Source organism: Streptomyces sp. NBC_00568, from assembly GCF_026341855.1.
Lineage (GTDB): Bacteria > Actinomycetota > Actinomycetes > Streptomycetales > Streptomycetaceae > Streptomyces.
This window is the reverse complement of the sequence record NZ_JAPENW010000001.1, coordinates 3,896,409-3,911,435: the sequence shown is the minus strand read 5'-3', so window position 1 is coordinate 3,911,435 and position 15,027 is coordinate 3,896,409. Positions and strand designations below refer to the sequence as shown.

General features: G+C 71.8%; 15 protein-coding genes. 4 read left to right on the top strand and 11 right to left on the bottom strand.

All coding sequences use genetic code 11. The features are described 5' to 3' along the window. Positions 1 to 6: 6 nt before the first annotated feature. From OOK38_RS17120 to OOK38_RS17105, 4 genes are all read right to left on the bottom strand, one after another. Entirely contained in the window at positions 7 to 672 is a 666-nt protein-coding gene (locus tag OOK38_RS17120; protein ID WP_266759483.1) for a VWA domain-containing protein, read from the bottom strand. Between the two features lie 19 nt (positions 673 to 691). Continuing rightward, a complete protein-coding gene (locus tag OOK38_RS17115; protein ID WP_266759484.1) occupies positions 692 to 1,174 on the bottom strand; it encodes a hypothetical protein in 483 nt (160 codons plus the stop codon). Beyond that, entirely contained in the window at positions 1,171 to 2,544 is a 1,374-nt protein-coding gene (locus tag OOK38_RS17110; RefSeq protein ID WP_266759486.1) for a methyl-accepting chemotaxis protein, read from the bottom strand. The genes OOK38_RS17115 and OOK38_RS17110 overlap by 4 nt, the downstream gene beginning before the upstream one ends. Before the next feature lie 258 nt (positions 2,545 to 2,802). Next, complete coding sequence (locus OOK38_RS17105; RefSeq protein WP_266759488.1) at positions 2,803 to 3,960, bottom strand: acyl-CoA dehydrogenase; 1,158 nt, start codon at positions 3,958 to 3,960, stop codon at positions 2,803 to 2,805. A 189-nt stretch (positions 3,961 to 4,149) separates the two neighbouring features. On the opposite strand from OOK38_RS17105, the gene OOK38_RS17100 reads away from it, so the two are divergent. Next, positions 4,150 to 5,493: a UDP-glucose/GDP-mannose dehydrogenase family protein gene (locus OOK38_RS17100; RefSeq protein WP_266759490.1), complete on the top strand. Its 1,344-nt coding sequence runs from the start codon at positions 4,150 to 4,152 to the stop codon at positions 5,491 to 5,493. Positions 5,494 to 5,649: 156 nt separating this feature from the next. On the opposite strand, the gene OOK38_RS17095 is transcribed toward OOK38_RS17100, so the two are convergent. Continuing rightward, the gene (locus tag OOK38_RS17095; protein WP_266759492.1) at positions 5,650 to 6,162 is read right to left on the bottom strand and encodes a CGNR zinc finger domain-containing protein; all 513 of its coding nucleotides are present in this window, start codon (positions 6,160 to 6,162) and stop codon (positions 5,650 to 5,652) included. A gap of 103 nt (positions 6,163 to 6,265) precedes the next feature. Here OOK38_RS17095 and OOK38_RS17090 point away from each other — a divergent pair, with 103 nt between their 5' ends. Continuing rightward, positions 6,266 to 6,625, top strand: coding sequence for a VOC family protein (locus OOK38_RS17090; RefSeq protein WP_266759494.1), 360 nt, complete (start codon positions 6,266 to 6,268; stop codon positions 6,623 to 6,625). Positions 6,626 to 6,649: 24 nt separating this feature from the next. Continuing rightward, complete coding sequence (locus OOK38_RS17085; protein WP_266759496.1) at positions 6,650 to 7,060, top strand: VOC family protein; 411 nt, start codon at positions 6,650 to 6,652, stop codon at positions 7,058 to 7,060. A gap of 74 nt (positions 7,061 to 7,134) precedes the next feature. On the opposite strand, the gene OOK38_RS17080 is transcribed toward OOK38_RS17085, so the two are convergent. The 4 genes from OOK38_RS17080 to OOK38_RS17065 all read right to left on the bottom strand — a co-directional run bounded on the left by OOK38_RS17080 (position 7,135) and on the right by OOK38_RS17065 (position 11,475). Further along, positions 7,135 to 8,319 (bottom strand): dipeptidase, encoded by a 1,185-nt coding sequence (locus tag OOK38_RS17080; RefSeq protein ID WP_266759498.1) that lies wholly within the window; start codon positions 8,317 to 8,319, stop codon positions 7,135 to 7,137. A gap of 275 nt (positions 8,320 to 8,594) precedes the next feature. Next, a complete protein-coding gene (locus OOK38_RS17075; RefSeq protein WP_266759500.1) occupies positions 8,595 to 9,788 on the bottom strand; it encodes a dipeptidase in 1,194 nt (397 codons plus the stop codon). 5 nt (positions 9,789 to 9,793) lie between these two features. Further along, positions 9,794 to 10,318 (bottom strand): 5-(carboxyamino)imidazole ribonucleotide mutase, encoded by a 525-nt coding sequence (gene purE / locus OOK38_RS17070; RefSeq protein ID WP_266759502.1) that lies wholly within the window; start codon positions 10,316 to 10,318, stop codon positions 9,794 to 9,796. Further along, positions 10,315 to 11,475 carry a 5-(carboxyamino)imidazole ribonucleotide synthase gene (locus OOK38_RS17065; protein WP_266759504.1) on the bottom strand — a complete coding sequence of 387 codons (1,161 nt, stop codon included), beginning with the start codon at positions 11,473 to 11,475 and terminating at the stop codon, positions 10,315 to 10,317. The genes purE and OOK38_RS17065 overlap by 4 nt, the downstream gene beginning before the upstream one ends. A 197-nt stretch (positions 11,476 to 11,672) precedes the next feature. On the opposite strand from OOK38_RS17065, the gene OOK38_RS17060 reads away from it, so the two are divergent. After that, a complete protein-coding gene (locus tag OOK38_RS17060; RefSeq protein ID WP_266759505.1) occupies positions 11,673 to 12,212 on the top strand; it encodes a GtrA family protein in 540 nt (179 codons plus the stop codon). A 59-nt stretch (positions 12,213 to 12,271) separates the two neighbouring features. On the opposite strand, the gene OOK38_RS17055 is transcribed toward OOK38_RS17060, so the two are convergent. Both OOK38_RS17055 and OOK38_RS17050 read right to left on the bottom strand, forming a co-directional pair. After that, complete coding sequence (locus OOK38_RS17055; protein ID WP_266759506.1) at positions 12,272 to 13,555, bottom strand: ATP-binding protein; 1,284 nt, start codon at positions 13,553 to 13,555, stop codon at positions 12,272 to 12,274. Between the two features lie 346 nt (positions 13,556 to 13,901). Further along, positions 13,902 to 14,579, bottom strand: coding sequence for a response regulator transcription factor (locus tag OOK38_RS17050; protein WP_037628240.1), 678 nt, complete (start codon positions 14,577 to 14,579; stop codon positions 13,902 to 13,904). Between the last annotated feature and the right edge of the window lie 448 nt (positions 14,580 to 15,027).

Below are 15,027 nucleotides of genomic sequence, written 5' to 3'. Positions count from 1 at the left end.
GCGACCTCACAGCTTGTCGAGAGAGACGATGGAGAAGCCGGGCACGGTGTCGTCCACGGCCAGCGTGAACCCGTTGCCGCCGTCCGCCCCGATGCTCCCGGCGGACCGGACGATCGACCGCGTGAGGCTGGAGGCGAACTCGCGCAGCGCCTGGGCCGGTGACACCGAGGAGTCCTTCTGCATGAACGCCCGGAAGTTGGCGACCCGCGCGATCGTCGACTCCTGCGCCTCGCCGATGCCGAAGGCGATGATCTTCGGGCAGAACCGTGACTGGGTGAGCTCCTTGTACGCCTGGTCCCAGTCCGGGTCGGTGGGAATGCCGTCGGACAGGAAGAAGACCACGGGGCGGTAGACCTCGTGGCCCTCCGCCTTCAGCCCCGCCACATCGTCCTCGACGCAGCGCAGCAGGATGTGGAACGCGTCGCCGTACGAGGTGAGCCCGCCCGCGGCGAGCGCGGGGACCGAGTCGAGGTCGCTGAGGTCGACGAGCGGTTGCAGCACGGTGGCGGTGTCGGAGAAGCCGATGAGGCAGAAGCGCGTCTTGTCGGCGACCGTCGGGTTGGTGCTGATCTCGTGGTGCAGGTCCGGGAGCGCGCCGTTGATGGCGTCGATCGGCTCGCCGATCATCGACCCGGACTCGTCGCAGAGCAGGTAGAAAGGCAGGATCTGCAAGGTTTCTCGTACCTCCGGGTCAGTACGTGTAGAAGTAGATCTCGATGTCGGCGTGCCCCGAGGAGGCGCCGCCCTTCCAGAAGTCGCGGGTGGTGGCGGCGCGGAACATGTCCGGACGGGCCTTCTCCAGCAGGGCGTTGACGTCGTGCGCGTAGCGGCCCCCGGCGCCCGGGTCGGTGTGGCGTCCGAAGGTCAGCACGAAGGCGGCCTGCCGGCCCCGGTAGCGCGCGGTCGCCCCGCGCAGCGCGCGCACGATGCCCGCCTCGTCCCCGGCGGGCGCGTCGACGGCCACCCTGACCGGTGTGCGGACCACCGCGCGCGGGCCGGTGTGCCGCGGCTTCTTCTTCGCGGCGGCCGACGCTGAGGACGAAGGGCCGGGGCGCCGCTCCGCCGCCTGGGGATCACCCCGGTCCCCCATGGCCACCAGGGCGAGGACGAGCAGCATGTCCGCGAACAGCCAGCCCGCCAGGTGCAGCGGCTGGAACCTTCCACCCCGCTTCATCGGGCCTCGGTCAGGGACGCGGGAGGCAGGTGCGGCGGCTCCCGGCGGGGGTCGCGCGGGCGGGGGGCGGCAGGACCGTCGGTCCCGTCGGCGGGGCGGTCGGTGTCGTCGGGATGGCCGCCGCGGTCGGTGTCGGCGGGGCGGCCGCCGCGGTCGGCACCGCTCTCCGCCCCATGGGCGCGGCCGGCCCAGGCCGGCTGGTCCGCCGGGTCGGCATGCATCCGACGGTCCGCCCGCAACTCGTCGACGAGCCGGGCGAATTCATCGGCCGTAGCGCGCAACGCATCGCTCTGGGCGCTCAGTTCGCGCACCGCGTGCTGGGACTCCTCGACCGCGCGGGCCGTCCCCTCCGCCACCTCGCCGTATCGGCCCAGAAGTTGGGCGGAGATGTCCGAGGCCACCTCGATGCCGGTGACGTAGGCACGCTGGGAGGCGGCCAGCACGGTGACGGAGTCCTCGACACGGTCCCCGGCGCCCGCCACCGCGAGCCGTACCTCACCGCTCGCGTCGCGGACGTCCTCGAGGGCCTTGCCGACCCGAGCTCCGCCGTCGCTGACGGCGGCCTCGACACGCCCCACCGCGGCCTCCAGGGGCTTGACGGAGGTGTCGACCCCGGCCAGCCTACGCTCGGCCGACTCCACCGCCTCGCCGACGGCCGAGGCGGCCGCCGCCAGGTCCTCGTGGACCCGGACAGCCTTGTCGCCCAGTCCCTTGAGGGTCGCGGCGGCTCCGGTGAGCTCGGCCGCGAAGCGCTGCGGGGAACCCGACCGCTGCTGGTTCAGGACGAGTTGGGCACGGGTCAGGACCGGCACGAGCGCCGCCATCAGCTGCCCGGAGCCGCGCTCGGCGTCCTCCTCGCGGCGGGCGACGGCGGACCGCCGCACACCGTGCACGAGGACCAGGGTGAAGAGCACCACGATGGCGACGGTGGCGCTCATCGCGACATGGCCGAAGGTGAACGCGCCGGTGAGGTGCCCCTCGAACCCGGACTGCCACAGCTGCAGGAAGGGCCGGGAGGCGGCTTTCGGATCGGCGCCGGTCAGTGCCCCGTACGCGCTCGACGCCCGGGTCAGCCCGTACCAGGTGAGCATCAGGGGGACGAAGACCAGCGCGCCCAGCACCGCTTCGGCGTAGGACCAGACCTGGTGCTCCCCGTCCCGGTCACCGGTCGCCCCGAGGCTCTCGGGACGGGCGTAGGCGGCGAGGAGATCGAGTTCGGACCAGGGGTCCAGCGCGGTGACGTCCTGGTCCCGGAGCGCCGCCGCGAGCGCCGCCAGCTCTTCCTTCCGGTTTCCGAGCGCCGGCCGCTCCGCGAGATCCTCGATGCTCTGCGCGATCACATGACGGTCCATCAGGGCGCCTGACGGCATGCCCACCCCCACAGCACGACGGACGCGGGGGTGCGTCGACGGCAGCCATGGATCCCCACCCGTGTCACGTGCCCCCGTGCCCCCGCCGGTTCACACGCACCAGACGCGTGACCGAGGGCACAGAGGGTACTCCAGCGGACACACTCCGCGCATGAACTCCCGGCACCCGCCGCTCCCCTCCCGGACGGCAGGACGGAAAACGAAAAGGTGAGAGGCGCACCGCGTGCCTCTCACCTTCTGTTGCCGCCCGGCGGCGTACTACGGCAGGTTGCGCGCCATCACGATGCGCTGGACCTGGTTCGTGCCTTCGTAGATCTGCGTGATCTTGGCGTCGCGCATCATGCGCTCGACCGGGTAGTCACGGGTGTAGCCGTAGCCGCCGAGGAGCTGGACGGCGTCCGTGGTGACCTCCATGGCGACGTCCGAGGCGAAGCACTTGGCGGCGGCACCCTGGAAGGTGAGGTCCTTGTCGCCGCGCTCCGACTTGGCGGCGGCCGCGTACGTCAGCTGGCGGGCGGCCTCGATCTTCATGGCCATGTCCGCGAGCATGAACTGGACGCCCTGGAAGTCGGCGATCGGCTTGCCGAACTGCTTGCGCTCCTTGACGTAGCCCTTGGCGTAGTCGAGGGCGCCCTGGGCGACGCCGAGGGCCTGGGCCGCGATGGTGATGCGGGTGTGGTCCAGGGTCTTCATGGCGGTCGCGAAGCCGGTGCCCTCCTCGCCGATCATGCGGTCGGCGGGAATGCGCACGTTGTCGAGGTAGACCTCGCGGGTCGGGCTGCCCTTGATGCCGAGCTTGCGCTCCGGAGCGCCGAAGGAGACGCCCTCGTCGGACTTCTCGACGACGAACGCGCTGATGCCCTTGGAGCGCTTCGTCGGGTCGGTCACCGCCATGACCGTGTAGTACTCGGAGACGCCCGCGTTGGTGATCCAGCGCTTGACGCCGTTCAGGACCCAGAAGTCGCCGTCGCGCACGGCCTTCGTCTTCATGCCGGCCGCGTCCGAACCGGCGTCCGGCTCGGAGAGGCAGTACGAGAACATTCCGTCGCCCTTGGCGAGCGGGCCCAGGTACTTCTTCTTCAGCTCCTCGGAGCCGGAGAGGATCACCGGCAGCGAGCCCAGCTTGTTCACCGCGGGGATCAGGGAGGAGGACACGCAGACGCGGGCCACCTCCTCGATCACGATCACCGTCGCGAGGGCGTCGGCGCCCGCGCCGCCGTACTCCTCGGGGACGTGCACGGCGTGCAGGTCGCCCGCGACCAGGGCGTCCAGCGCCTCCTGCGGGAAGCGGGCCTCCTCGTCCACCGCCGCGGCGTACGGCGCGATTTTCGCCTCGGCCAGCGAGCGGATCGCGTCCCGGAGCATGTCGTGCTCCTCGGACGGGCGGTACAGGTCGAAATCAGCCGATCCGGCCAAGGTCTCTCACGCTCCAAGGGATGCTGTGCTGGCGACGCTAACTACCGTTAAGTAACACAAATTTTAAGGGCCCGCTCGCGGGAGGGATACGTGAGCTTGGCGACAGGGGGAAAAGTGCCCGTGAAAGCGCTCCCCCACGCCCCGACTATGCTCGGGCGCGCACCTACGCCGCACACCTCAGGAGCACCCATGGCCCTCAAGATCACCGTGATCGGCACCGGCTACCTCGGCGCCACCCACGCCGCGGCCATGGCCGAGCTCGGCTTCGAGGTGCTCGGGCTCGATGTGGTGCCGGAGAAGATCGAGATGCTCCAGCGGGGCGAGGTCCCGATGTTCGAGCCCGGTCTCGAGGAACTGCTGCGCAAGCACGTGGCCGGGATCGAGGGCTCCACGGGCCGGCTCCGCTTCACCATGGACTGGGCCGAGGTCGGGGCCTTCGGAGACGTCCACTTCGTCTGCGTGAACACGCCTCAGAAGCACGGCGAGTACGCCTGTGACATGTCGTACGTCGACGCGGCCTTCGAGTCGCTGGCGCCGCACCTGCGCGGCCCCGCCCTCGTCGTCGGCAAGTCCACCGTGCCCGTCGGCTCGGCGGATCGGCTGGCGGCGCGGCTCGTCGAGCTCGCGCCCGCCGGCGAGGACGCCGAGCTGGCCTGGAACCCCGAGTTCCTGCGCGAGGGCTTCGCCGTGAACGACACGCTGCACCCCGACCGGATCGTGGTGGGCGTGCGCAGCGAGCGTGCCGAGAAGCTGCTGCGCGAGGTCTACGTGACGCCGGTCGCCGACGGCTCGCCCTTCGTCGTGACCGACTTCCCGACCGCCGAGCTGGTGAAGACGTCCGCGAACTCCTTCCTCGCCACGAAGATCTCCTTCATCAACGCGATGGCCGAGGTCTGCGAGGCCGCCGACGGTGACGTGGCCAAGCTGGCCGAGGCCATAGGGCACGACGAGCGGATCGGGAAGAAGTTCCTGCGGGCCGGGATCGGCTTCGGCGGCGGCTGTCTGCCCAAGGACATCCGCGCCTTCATGGCGCGCGCCGGTGAGCTGGGCGCCGACCAGGCGCTGACCTTCCTGCGCGAGGTCGACGCCATCAACATGCGGCGCCGCGGCCAGATGGTGGAGATGGCCCGCGAGGCGCTCGGCGGCGGCTCGTTCCTCGGCAAGCGGGTCGCCGTGCTCGGCGCGACCTTCAAGCCGGACTCGGACGACGTGCGCGACTCCCCGGCCCTGAACGTCGCCGGGCAGATCCACCTCCAGGGCGGCCAGGTCACCGTCTACGACCCGAAGGGCATGGCGAACGCCAAGCGGCTCTTCCCGACGCTCGGGTACGCCGACTCCGCGGTGGCGGCCGTACGGGGCGCGGATGTCGTCCTGCACCTGACGGAGTGGCGGGAGTTCCGCGAGCTGGACCCGGCGGTGCTGGGCGAGGCGGTCACGTCCAGGGTGCTCCTGGACGGGCGGAACGCGCTGGACCCGGAGGTGTGGCGCCGGGCGGGCTGGACGTACCGGGCGATGGGCCGTCCCACCGCCTGAGCGGGCTGTCGCGGGCGACGCCGGTCCGGCCGAGGCTCAGTCGGCCGGACCGGCGTCGGTTGCATTCTGCACCACTTCGCTGTGCGCCGACCGGCGACCGCCGGACTCCGTCCGGCTCCCCGCGCCGCTCCCCGTCCGGCTTCCCGTGACCGGGGGCTACTTGGCGCGGTAGCGGCGCATCTTGGCGCGCGCCCCGCACACCGACATCGAGCACCAGCGGCCGCGCCCCGCGGGCGAGCGGTCGTAGTAGGCCCAGTGGCAGGTCGGGGCCTCGCAGGCCTTCAGACGCGGCCAGCCGCCCTCGACCAGCGATTCGGCGATGGCGGCGGCGATCCGGGAGGCCAGGGGGGCCGGGGAGGTCCCCGCGGTGGCGGGGACCAGACGCGCGCCGCCGCCCTCCTCGTCGACCGTCACGCACAGGGGCGCCCGGGCGAGGAGCTCCCCGAGCGGGGTCACCTCCCGGTGCGCCGGATGCCCCGCGTGCGCCAGGCACACCGCCCGCAGCGACTCGCGCAGCTCGCGCGCCCCCTCCGCCTCGCCCGCCGCCAGGCCGAAGCGCGCCAGCCCCTCGGCCGTGTCCAGGGAGTCGGCGCCCAACTCGAGGTCCAGGGTGTTCACCAGGGCCTGGACCAGGGCCAGGCCGCCGGGTGCGGGCGCTCGGTCATTCATGCTTGCCACGTTACCTCTTATGCGGGAGCATGCAGTAACCGTTACCTCTTGAACCTGGTTACGGGTAACTCATCGGTGTTGCTGGAATCCCACGGAGGAAGTCATGGCTCTCGCCAAGCTGGGTGCCGTCGTCCTGGACTGTCCCGACCCGCGCGCGCTGGCCGCGTTCTACGCCGAGGTGCTCGGCGGCTCGGTCACGGGCGACGGCGACTGGACCGACCTGGAGCTGCCCGGCGGCCGGACGCTGGCGTTCCAGGCCGCCCCCGGACACGTGCCGCCGCGGTGGCCCGCGCCCGACGCCCCGCAGCAGTTCCATCTGGACCTGACCGTCGAGGACCTGGACGTGGCCGAGAAGGGGGTGCTGGCGCTCGGCGCACAGCCGCTGGACACCGAGGACAGGTCGCGTTCGTTCCGTGTGTACGCCGACCCGGCGGGGCACCCGTTCTGCCTCTGCGCCTGCTGAGCACACCCGAGCAAGGAGTACGTCATGGAGCAGCCCGTCGCCCGTCTGCGTTCCGTCGTCCTCGACTGCCCCGATCCCCGGGCACTCGCCGCGTTCTACGCGCGCGTCGCGGGCGGCGAGCCACAAGCGGAGGACGACGACTGGGTCGTCCTCCGGGTCCCGGACGGGCCGCGGCTGGCCTTCCAGCGGGCGCCCGGACACGTTCCGCCGAAGTGGCCGAGCGCCGACCGGGACTCGCAGCAGTTCCACCTCGACTTCGACGCCGGGTCCACCTGGGAGGCCGTCGACGCCGCGCAGGAGCGGGTGCTCGCGCTGGGCGCCCGCCCGCTGGACCTGGACGACGAGGACGGCAAGAAGAACTTCCGGGTGTACGCCGATCCGGCGGGGCATCCGTTCTGCCTCTGCCAGATCGACCCGGCCCAGGACACGTTCTAGCCTGCCGCCCCGCTCACCCCGCTCCCCCGGGGTGAGCGGGGCGGGCCGCTGTGAGCCGTCCGGGCCGGCGACGGTCAGCCGTCCAGGTCGGCGATCTTCGCGGAGGACGGCTCGCGGCGCTGCTGGGCGGCGCGGGCCGTGAAGTCCGCGCCGCGCAGGACGCGTTGGACATTGCCCCAGGTGAGCAGGGCGAGGTCGGACGCGGACCAGCCGCGGGTGATGAGCTCAGCGATCAGATGCGGATAGCAGGACGCGTCGGCGAGGTCCTGCGGGTGCGCGGCCCCCGAGTCGTACGTGCCCGAGAGCCCGACGCACTCCGCTCCCGCGAGCCTGCGGACATGGTCGAGGTGGTCGGCGACGTCCCGTACGGACGGGCCGGTCTGCTCGGCGGTGAGCGGAACCAGACACAGGCCCTTGGCGGCGCCCAGTTCGGCCAGGATCTCGTCGGGGAGGTTCGACGGGTGAGGGCGCAGCGCGCGGGCGGCCGAGCGGGTGAACAGGACCGGGGCCTTGGAAGCGGCGAGGGCACGGCCGATCGTGGCGTCCGAGGTGCCCGAGAGGTCGGCGAGCACACCGAGCCTGTTCATCTCGCGAAGCACCTCCTGGCCGAACCGGGTCAGGCCCGCCTCGCTCGCCCAGGAGGCGCCGGCGAGCGTGAGGACGCGCAGGCCGAGCGTGTGCAGGGCGCGCAGGATGCCGAGCGAGTCGCCGAGCGCGGCCGCTCCGGCGGGGCCGAGGACGACCGCGACGCGGCCGCAGTTGCGGGCGTCGGCGATCTCGCCGGCACCGCGCGTCATGCGCAGGCCCTCGGGGTGCGCGTCGACCACCGTCTTCACCAGGTCCAGCTGCTCCAGGGTGGCGCCCACGGCCCGGTCCCCGGCGAGGCCCTCCGGCAGGTGCAGCGACCAGAACAGGGCGCCCACGTGCCCTTCGCGCAGGCGCGGTACGTCGGTGTCCACGGCGCTCTCGCCCAGCTCGAGATCGAACCAGGGCAGATGACGCAGCGCCCACGCCAGCCCGCTGTACCCGTCGGCGATGGGGTTCTCCGCCAGGAACGCGCGGGCCCGCGCCAACGGGTCGGCTCCCGGATCGGCCACCGGGCCGCGGTCCGGGACACCGGGGCCGGCACCGGCGAGGAGACGGGTGCCGCCACCGAGGCGGGCGTCGGAGGGCAGCGGCTCGGACTCGGGCCAGGCAGCGGGCGGGTCGAGCTCTCCCACCTCGACGGCGGTGTGCAGTTCGTCCTGCAGGTCTGCCATGACAGGCTCCGTGAGGTGGACGGCGGTGATCGCGGTACCGCCACCGTGACACGGGGCCCGGGGGGCTTCCTGGTGGACGGCGCGTTCGGGGGTACGTCCATGGGCGCGTCCCGCGCGTCGGTGCCGGCGCGGACCGGCGCACCCGTGCGGTCGGAGCGGGCGCCGGCCCGAAGCTACCCGGCACAGCCGTCGGGCGCATGCCGAAGGCGCCCGGGCGTTCGGCCCGGGCGCCTTCGGAAGCCCTGGGGCCCTGGAGCCCCGTCAGCGGTCGGCCGTCAGCCGTCCAGCTGTTCCAGCGTCGCGTTCGACGGGCCCCGCCTGGACTGCAGGTCGCGGGCCACGTCCTCCGCCGCGCCCAGCACGCGCACGGCGTTCTGCCAGGTCAGCTTGGCCACGTCCGTGCGCGACCAGCCGCGGTCGAGGAGCTCGGCGATCAGGTTCGGGTAGCCGGAGACGTCGTCCAGGCCGTCCGGCGTGAACGCCGTTCCGTCGTAGTCGCCGCCGATGCCGAGGTGGTCGATGCCCGCGACCTCACGCATGTGGTCGAGGTGGTCGGCGACCGTCGACACCGTGGCGATGGGGCGCGGGTTGTCCTCCTCGAAGACGCGGTGGACCTTCATGCCCTCGGCGGTGGTGTCGAGATGGTGGAAGCCGTTCGCGCGCATGTTCTCGTCCGCCGCGGCCGTCCAGTCGACCGCCGCCTGGAGGACGAACTTCGGTACGAACGTCACCATGGCCACGCCGCCGTTGGCGGGCAGCCGCTCCAGCACGTCGTCCGGGATGTTGCGCGGGTGGTCGCACACCGCGCGCGCCGAGGAGTGGGAGAAGATCACCGGCGCGACGGAGGTGTCGAGCGCGTCGCGCATGGTCGTGGCGGCCACGTGCGAGAGGTCCACGAGCATGCCCTCGCGGTTCATCTCCCGTACGACCTCACGTCCGAAGGCCGACAGGCCGCCCACCACGGGAACGTCCGTCGCCGAGTCCGCCCAGGCGATGTTGTCGTTGTGGGTGAGGGTCATGTAGCGGACGCCGAGGGCGTACAGCCCGCGCAGGACGGCGAGGGAGTTGTCGATCGAGTGACCGCCCTCCGCGCCCATGAGGGAGGCGATACGGCCCTCGCCGCGCGCCGCCTCCATGTCTGCGGCGGTCAACGCGGCACGCAGGTCGGCCGGGTGACGGTCGATCAGCTGCCGTACGCAGTCGATCTGTTCGAGCGTCGCGGTGACCGCGCCGGGCAGGTCCGAGCGGACGTACACCGACCAGTACTGGGCGCCGACGCCGCCTGCGCGCAGCCGAGCCAGGTCCGTGTGCAGGTGGGCGCTCTGGTCGGCGGAGATGTCCCGGGCGTCGAGGTCGTAGCGGACCTGCTCGCGCAGCGCCCAGGGGAGGTCGTTGTGTCCGTCGACGACGGGGAACTCGTCGAGCAGGGCACGGGCCATGTCGAGCGAGGACAGGGAGGGCGAGGACATCCGCGTCACTTCCCGAAGCCGAAACCGCCGCCGGCGCCCTCGACCTTGGCGCGCAGCCGCTTGCCCTTCTCGGTGGCCTGGTCGTTCAGCTCCTGCTGGAACTCCCGCATCCGGCCGAGGAGTTCCTCGTCGTGGGCGGCCAGCATCCGGGCGGCCAGCAGACCGGCGTTGCGGGCGCCGCCCACGGAGACGGTCGCGACGGGCACACCGGCCGGCATCTGCACGATGGAGAGCAGCGAGTCCATACCGTCGAGGTACTTGAGCGGGACGGGCACCCCGATGACGGGCAGCGGGGTGACGGACGCCAGCATCCCCGGCAGATGGGCCGCGCCGCCGGCGCCCGCGATGATCGCCTTGAGCCCGCGCTCCGCGGCCTGCTCGCCGTACGCGATCATCTCGTGCGGCATGCGGTGCGCGGAGACGACATCCACCTCGTAGGGGATCTCGAACTCGTCGAGCGCCTGCGCGGCGGCCTCCATGACCGGCCAGTCGGAGTCCGAACCCATGACGATGCCTACAACCGGGCTCATTCGGTGATGGTCCCTCTCAGGTAGCCGGCAGCGTGACGGGCGCGCTCCAGCACGTCGTCCAGGTCGTCGCCGTAGGTGTTGACGTGGCCGACCTTACGGCCGGGCTTCACGTCCTTGCCGTACATGTGGATCTTGAGCTGCGGGTCGCGGGCCATGCAGTGCAGGTACGCGGAGTACATGTCGGGGTAGTCGCCGCCGAGGACGTTCGCCATGACGGTCCACCTGGCCCGCGGGCGCGGGTCGCCGAGCGGGAGGTCGAGGACCGCGCGGACGTGGTTGGCGAACTGCGAGGTGATCGCGCCGTCCTGGGTCCAGTGGCCCGAGTTGTGCGGGCGCATGGCCAGTTCGTTGACGAGGATGCGTCCGTCGTGGGTTTCGAAGAGCTCGACGGCCAGGTGCCCGACGACGCCGAGCTCCTTGGCGATGCGCAGGGCCAGCTCCTCGGCCTTGAGGGCCAGCTCCTCGTCGATGCCGGGCGCCGGGGCGATCACCGTGTCGCAGACGCCGTCGACCTGCTGGGACTCGACGACGGGGTACGCGACCGCCTGGCCGTGCGGGGAGCGGACGACGTTCGCCGCGAGCTCCCGTACGAAGTCGACCTTCTCCTCGGCGAGGACGGGCACGCCCGCGCGGAACGGGTCGGCGGCCTCCTCCAGGGAGCGCACGAACCACACGCCCTTGCCGTCGTAGCCGCCGCGGACGGTCTTCAGGATGACCGGGAAACCGTCACCCCCGGCCCCTTCGGCGAGGCCCTCCGCCGCGAACGCGGCGACGTCCTCGACGTCGGTCACGATGCGGTGCCGCGGGCAGGGCACGCCGATCGCGTCGAGCTTCGCGCGCATGACGCCCTTGTCCTGGGCGTGCACGAGCGCGTCCGGGCCGGGGCGGACGGGGATGCCGTCCGCCTCCAGGGCCCGCAGGTGCTCGGTCGGGACGTGCTCGTGATCGAAGGTGATCACGTCGCAGCCCCGCGCGAAGTCACGCAGCGTGTCGAGGTCGCGATAGTCGCCGACGACGACATCACCGACGACCTGCGCCGCGGAATCCTGGGGAGTGTCACTGAGGAGCTTGAACTTGATGCCGAGCGGGATGCCCGCCTCGTGTGTCATACGAGCGAGCTGACCCCCGCCGACCATGCCGACTACCGGGAACGTCACGCTCCAAGAGTATCGGCCACGCCGCGGTGGCTGGTTTCCGCACCGGTACGCCCGATTTTCCGTGCCGGTGACCTCGTCTTTTCTTACCTGTGAACCCATGCACGGGCGCCGCGCGGGGCCGCTGGTTAGCATTGGGTGGTTGACGTATCCATCCACGCAGTTGACGACATGACCCACCGACGGGGGCTGGCGACACCATGGGCAGTGCTACCTCGGGGCCTCGATCGAGGCCTCGCAGCGCGTTTCGCCGCCGCTTCGACCTGCTCTTCCGTGAGGTCGCCAAGTTCGGTGCGGTGGGTGGCGCGGGCCTGCTGGTCAACCTGCTCGTGTTCAACCTCGTACGCCATGTCACGGACCTGCAGGTCGTGCGGGCCAGTGTCATCGCCACCGTCGTCGCCATCGTCTTCAATTACATCGGGTTCCGCTACTTCACCTACCGGGACCGCGACAAGGGTGGCCGCACCAAGGAGCTGACGCTCTTCCTGCTGTTCAGCGCGGTGGGACTGGTCATCGAGAACGGCGTGCTCTACGCGGCGACGTACGGCTTCGGCTGGGACAGCCCGCTGCAGAGCAACGTCTTCAAGTTCCTCGGCATCGGCGTCGCGACCCTCTTCCGCTTCTGGTCCTACCGCACCTGGGTGTTCCGGACGCTTCCGGCCCGGGAAGCGGTGGCCAGTGCGGAATCGTTCCTGGACGAGGAGCCCGAGCCGCGGCGGGCCGGGGCACGGGTGAACTGACCCGGGCGGACACGGGGACAGGTGGACCGGCCCGGTGAGGGGTGGTTCTCCGCCCGCTCCTACCTGACCGTCCGCTCCTCGCCGTCCTCCGGGGTCCGCGTCGGCCGCTTCAGCGGGGTGCGGGACAGGAACAGACCGAAGACCGGGGGCTGGGCCTGGAGCATCTCCAGGCGGCCGCCGTCGGCCTCCGCGAGGTCGCGGGCGACGGCGAGACCGATGCCGGTGGAGTTGCGGCCGCTGATGGTGCGCTCGAAGATGCGGGCGCCGAGGTCGGTGGGGACACCGGGGCCCTCGTCGGTGACCTCGACGACGGCCTGGTTGCCGGTGACGCGGGTACGCAGGGCGACCGTGCCGCCGCCGTGCATGAGGGAGTTCTCGATCAGTGCCGCGAGGACCTGGGCGACCGCGCCCGGGGTGCCCACCGCCTGCAGATGGCGCTTGCCTGAGCTGACGATCGCGCGGCCCACGCTGCGGTAGGCCGGGCGCCATTCCTCCAGCTGCTGCTTGATGACCTCGTCGAGGTCGAAGGAGACGGCGGAGCCGGTGCGCGGGTCGCGGGCGTTGGTGAGCAGGCGCTCGACCACGTCGGTGAGGCGCTCCACCTGCGTCAGCGCGATCGTCGCCTCCTCCTTCACCGTGTCGGGGTCGTCGGTGAGGGTGATCTCCTCCAGACGCATGGAGAGCGCTGTGAGGGGCGTCCGCAGCTGGTGGGAGGCGTCGGCGGCGAGCCGGCGCTCGGCGGTGAGCATCCGCGCGATGCGTTCCGCGCTGCCGTCCAGGACGTCGGCGACCCGGTCCAGCTCGGGGACGCCGTACCGCTTGTGGCGCGGGCGGGGGTCGCCCGAGCCCAGCCGTTCCGCCGTCTCGGCGAGGTCGGTGAGCGGGGAGGCGAGCCGGTTGGCCTGGCGGACGGCCAGCAGGACGGCGGCGATGATCGCGAGCAGGGCGACCGCGCCGATGATCAGGAGCGTGCGGCCGACTTCCTTGGTCACCGAGGAGCGGGGCTCCTGGACGGTGACCGTCTCGCCCTCCTCGCCCTTGGCGGTGTAGTGGATGACGTCGCCGGTGGGCTCCTTGCCGATCTCGATGGGATCGCGGCCCGGAATCCTGATGACGGCGTAGCGCTGGTCGGTGACCTGGTTCTTGAACGTGGCGCTGGAGATGTTCTCGTCGCCGAGGATGCGGCTGTCCACGATGCTGGCCAGGCGCAGCGCCTCGGAGTCCACGCGCTCCTGGGCGCTGTTGCTGATCGTGCGGGTCTCGACGATGACGAGGGAGACGCCGAAGACGGCGATCACGACGAGCACGACGGCGAGGGTGGACTGGATCAGACGGCGACGCACGGGGCCCTCCGGGCAGGTGGCTGTACGGGGACCAGTGTGCACGTTCGCCGGGTCGCCCCGGCGGGGCGCCGGGCCGGGGCGCGGTTTCCCGCCGCCGCCCCGCCCCGTCCGGTGCACGGGTGCCGGAGGAGGAGCCGGGCTCTGGCGGCGTGAACCCCGTACACGCGACACGCTGTCCGGGCCGGGAGGGCCGTCACCGCCCCGCCGGGTCCCCTGCGCGGGGTTCCGGACCCGGCCCGGCCGACGCCGCGGGGCCGTGTCCTCGCGGGGGATGCGGGGGCCGGGGTTCCGGTCGGCCTCGCGCCGGGAGCCGGCGCTTCCGGCCGGTGCCCGGTCGGGTGGAGCCTCAGCTCTTCTCGAAGCGGAAGCCGACGCCTCGTACCGTCGCGATGTAGCGGGGGTTCGCCGCGTCGTCGCCGAGCTTCTTGCGCAGCCAGGAGATGTGCATGTCGAGGGTCTTGGTGGACGACCACCAGGTGGTGTCCCAGACCTCGCGCATGAGCTGGTCGCGGGTGACCACGCGGCCGGCGTCACGGACCAGCACCCGCAGGAGGTCGAACTCCTTGGCCGTGAGCTGGAGTTCCTCGTCGCCCATCCAGGCGCGGTGCGACTCGACGTCGATGCGCACGCCGTGGGTGGCGGGCGGCTGCTGGGGCTCGGCCGAGCCGCGCCGGAGCAGGGCCCGTACCCGGGCGAGGAGTTCGGCGAGCCGGAACGGCTTGGTCACGTAGTCGTCGGCGCCCGCGTCGAGACCGACGACGGTGTCCACCTCGTCGGCGCGCGCGGTCAGGATGAGGATGGGCACGGTGTGCCCCTCGGCGCGGAGCCGGCGGGCGACCTCCAGGCCGTCCATGCCGGGCAGCCCGAGGTCCAGGACGACCAGGTCGACACCGCCCTGCATGCCGGCGTCGAGCGCGGTGGGTCCGTCCTCGCGCACTTCGACCTCGTAACCCTCCCGGCGCAGGGCACGGGCCAGCGGCTCCGAGATGGACGCGTCGTCCTCGGCGAGCAGTACACGGGTCATGGGGTGATGGTAGTCCGCCGCGCGCGGCGCCCGGGCAGTGATCGGCCTCCGTGATTCACACCCGCCATCGGAGTGTTTCTTACCTGTGGGTGTGGGATGCAATCGTGTGGCGGACCTTCGAATGATCGCCCGCGGTTCCATGATCGCCTGTGATCCATCTCTCAAGTCCTTCCATATGCCGCATTGCGATGTCGTATGGTGACCAGACGCCTGTAGCACCGCATGAGGACCTTTGGCGCCGGCTTGATGCTGAAGGTCTCTTTTGTGTGCGGGCTGGTATTCGCCAGCCTTGAAAGGAATGACCTGTGGCCGGGCCCGAGCGCGCTGAAGCGTGACGGGCGTGGATCCCGGTGGTCGCCGTCCACCGCTTCGCAATCCGGAGCGGACTCCCCGTGGGCGTGGGGACGGACGCCGAACCCCGCCGGTGCCGGCCGCCCCCCATGGGCGC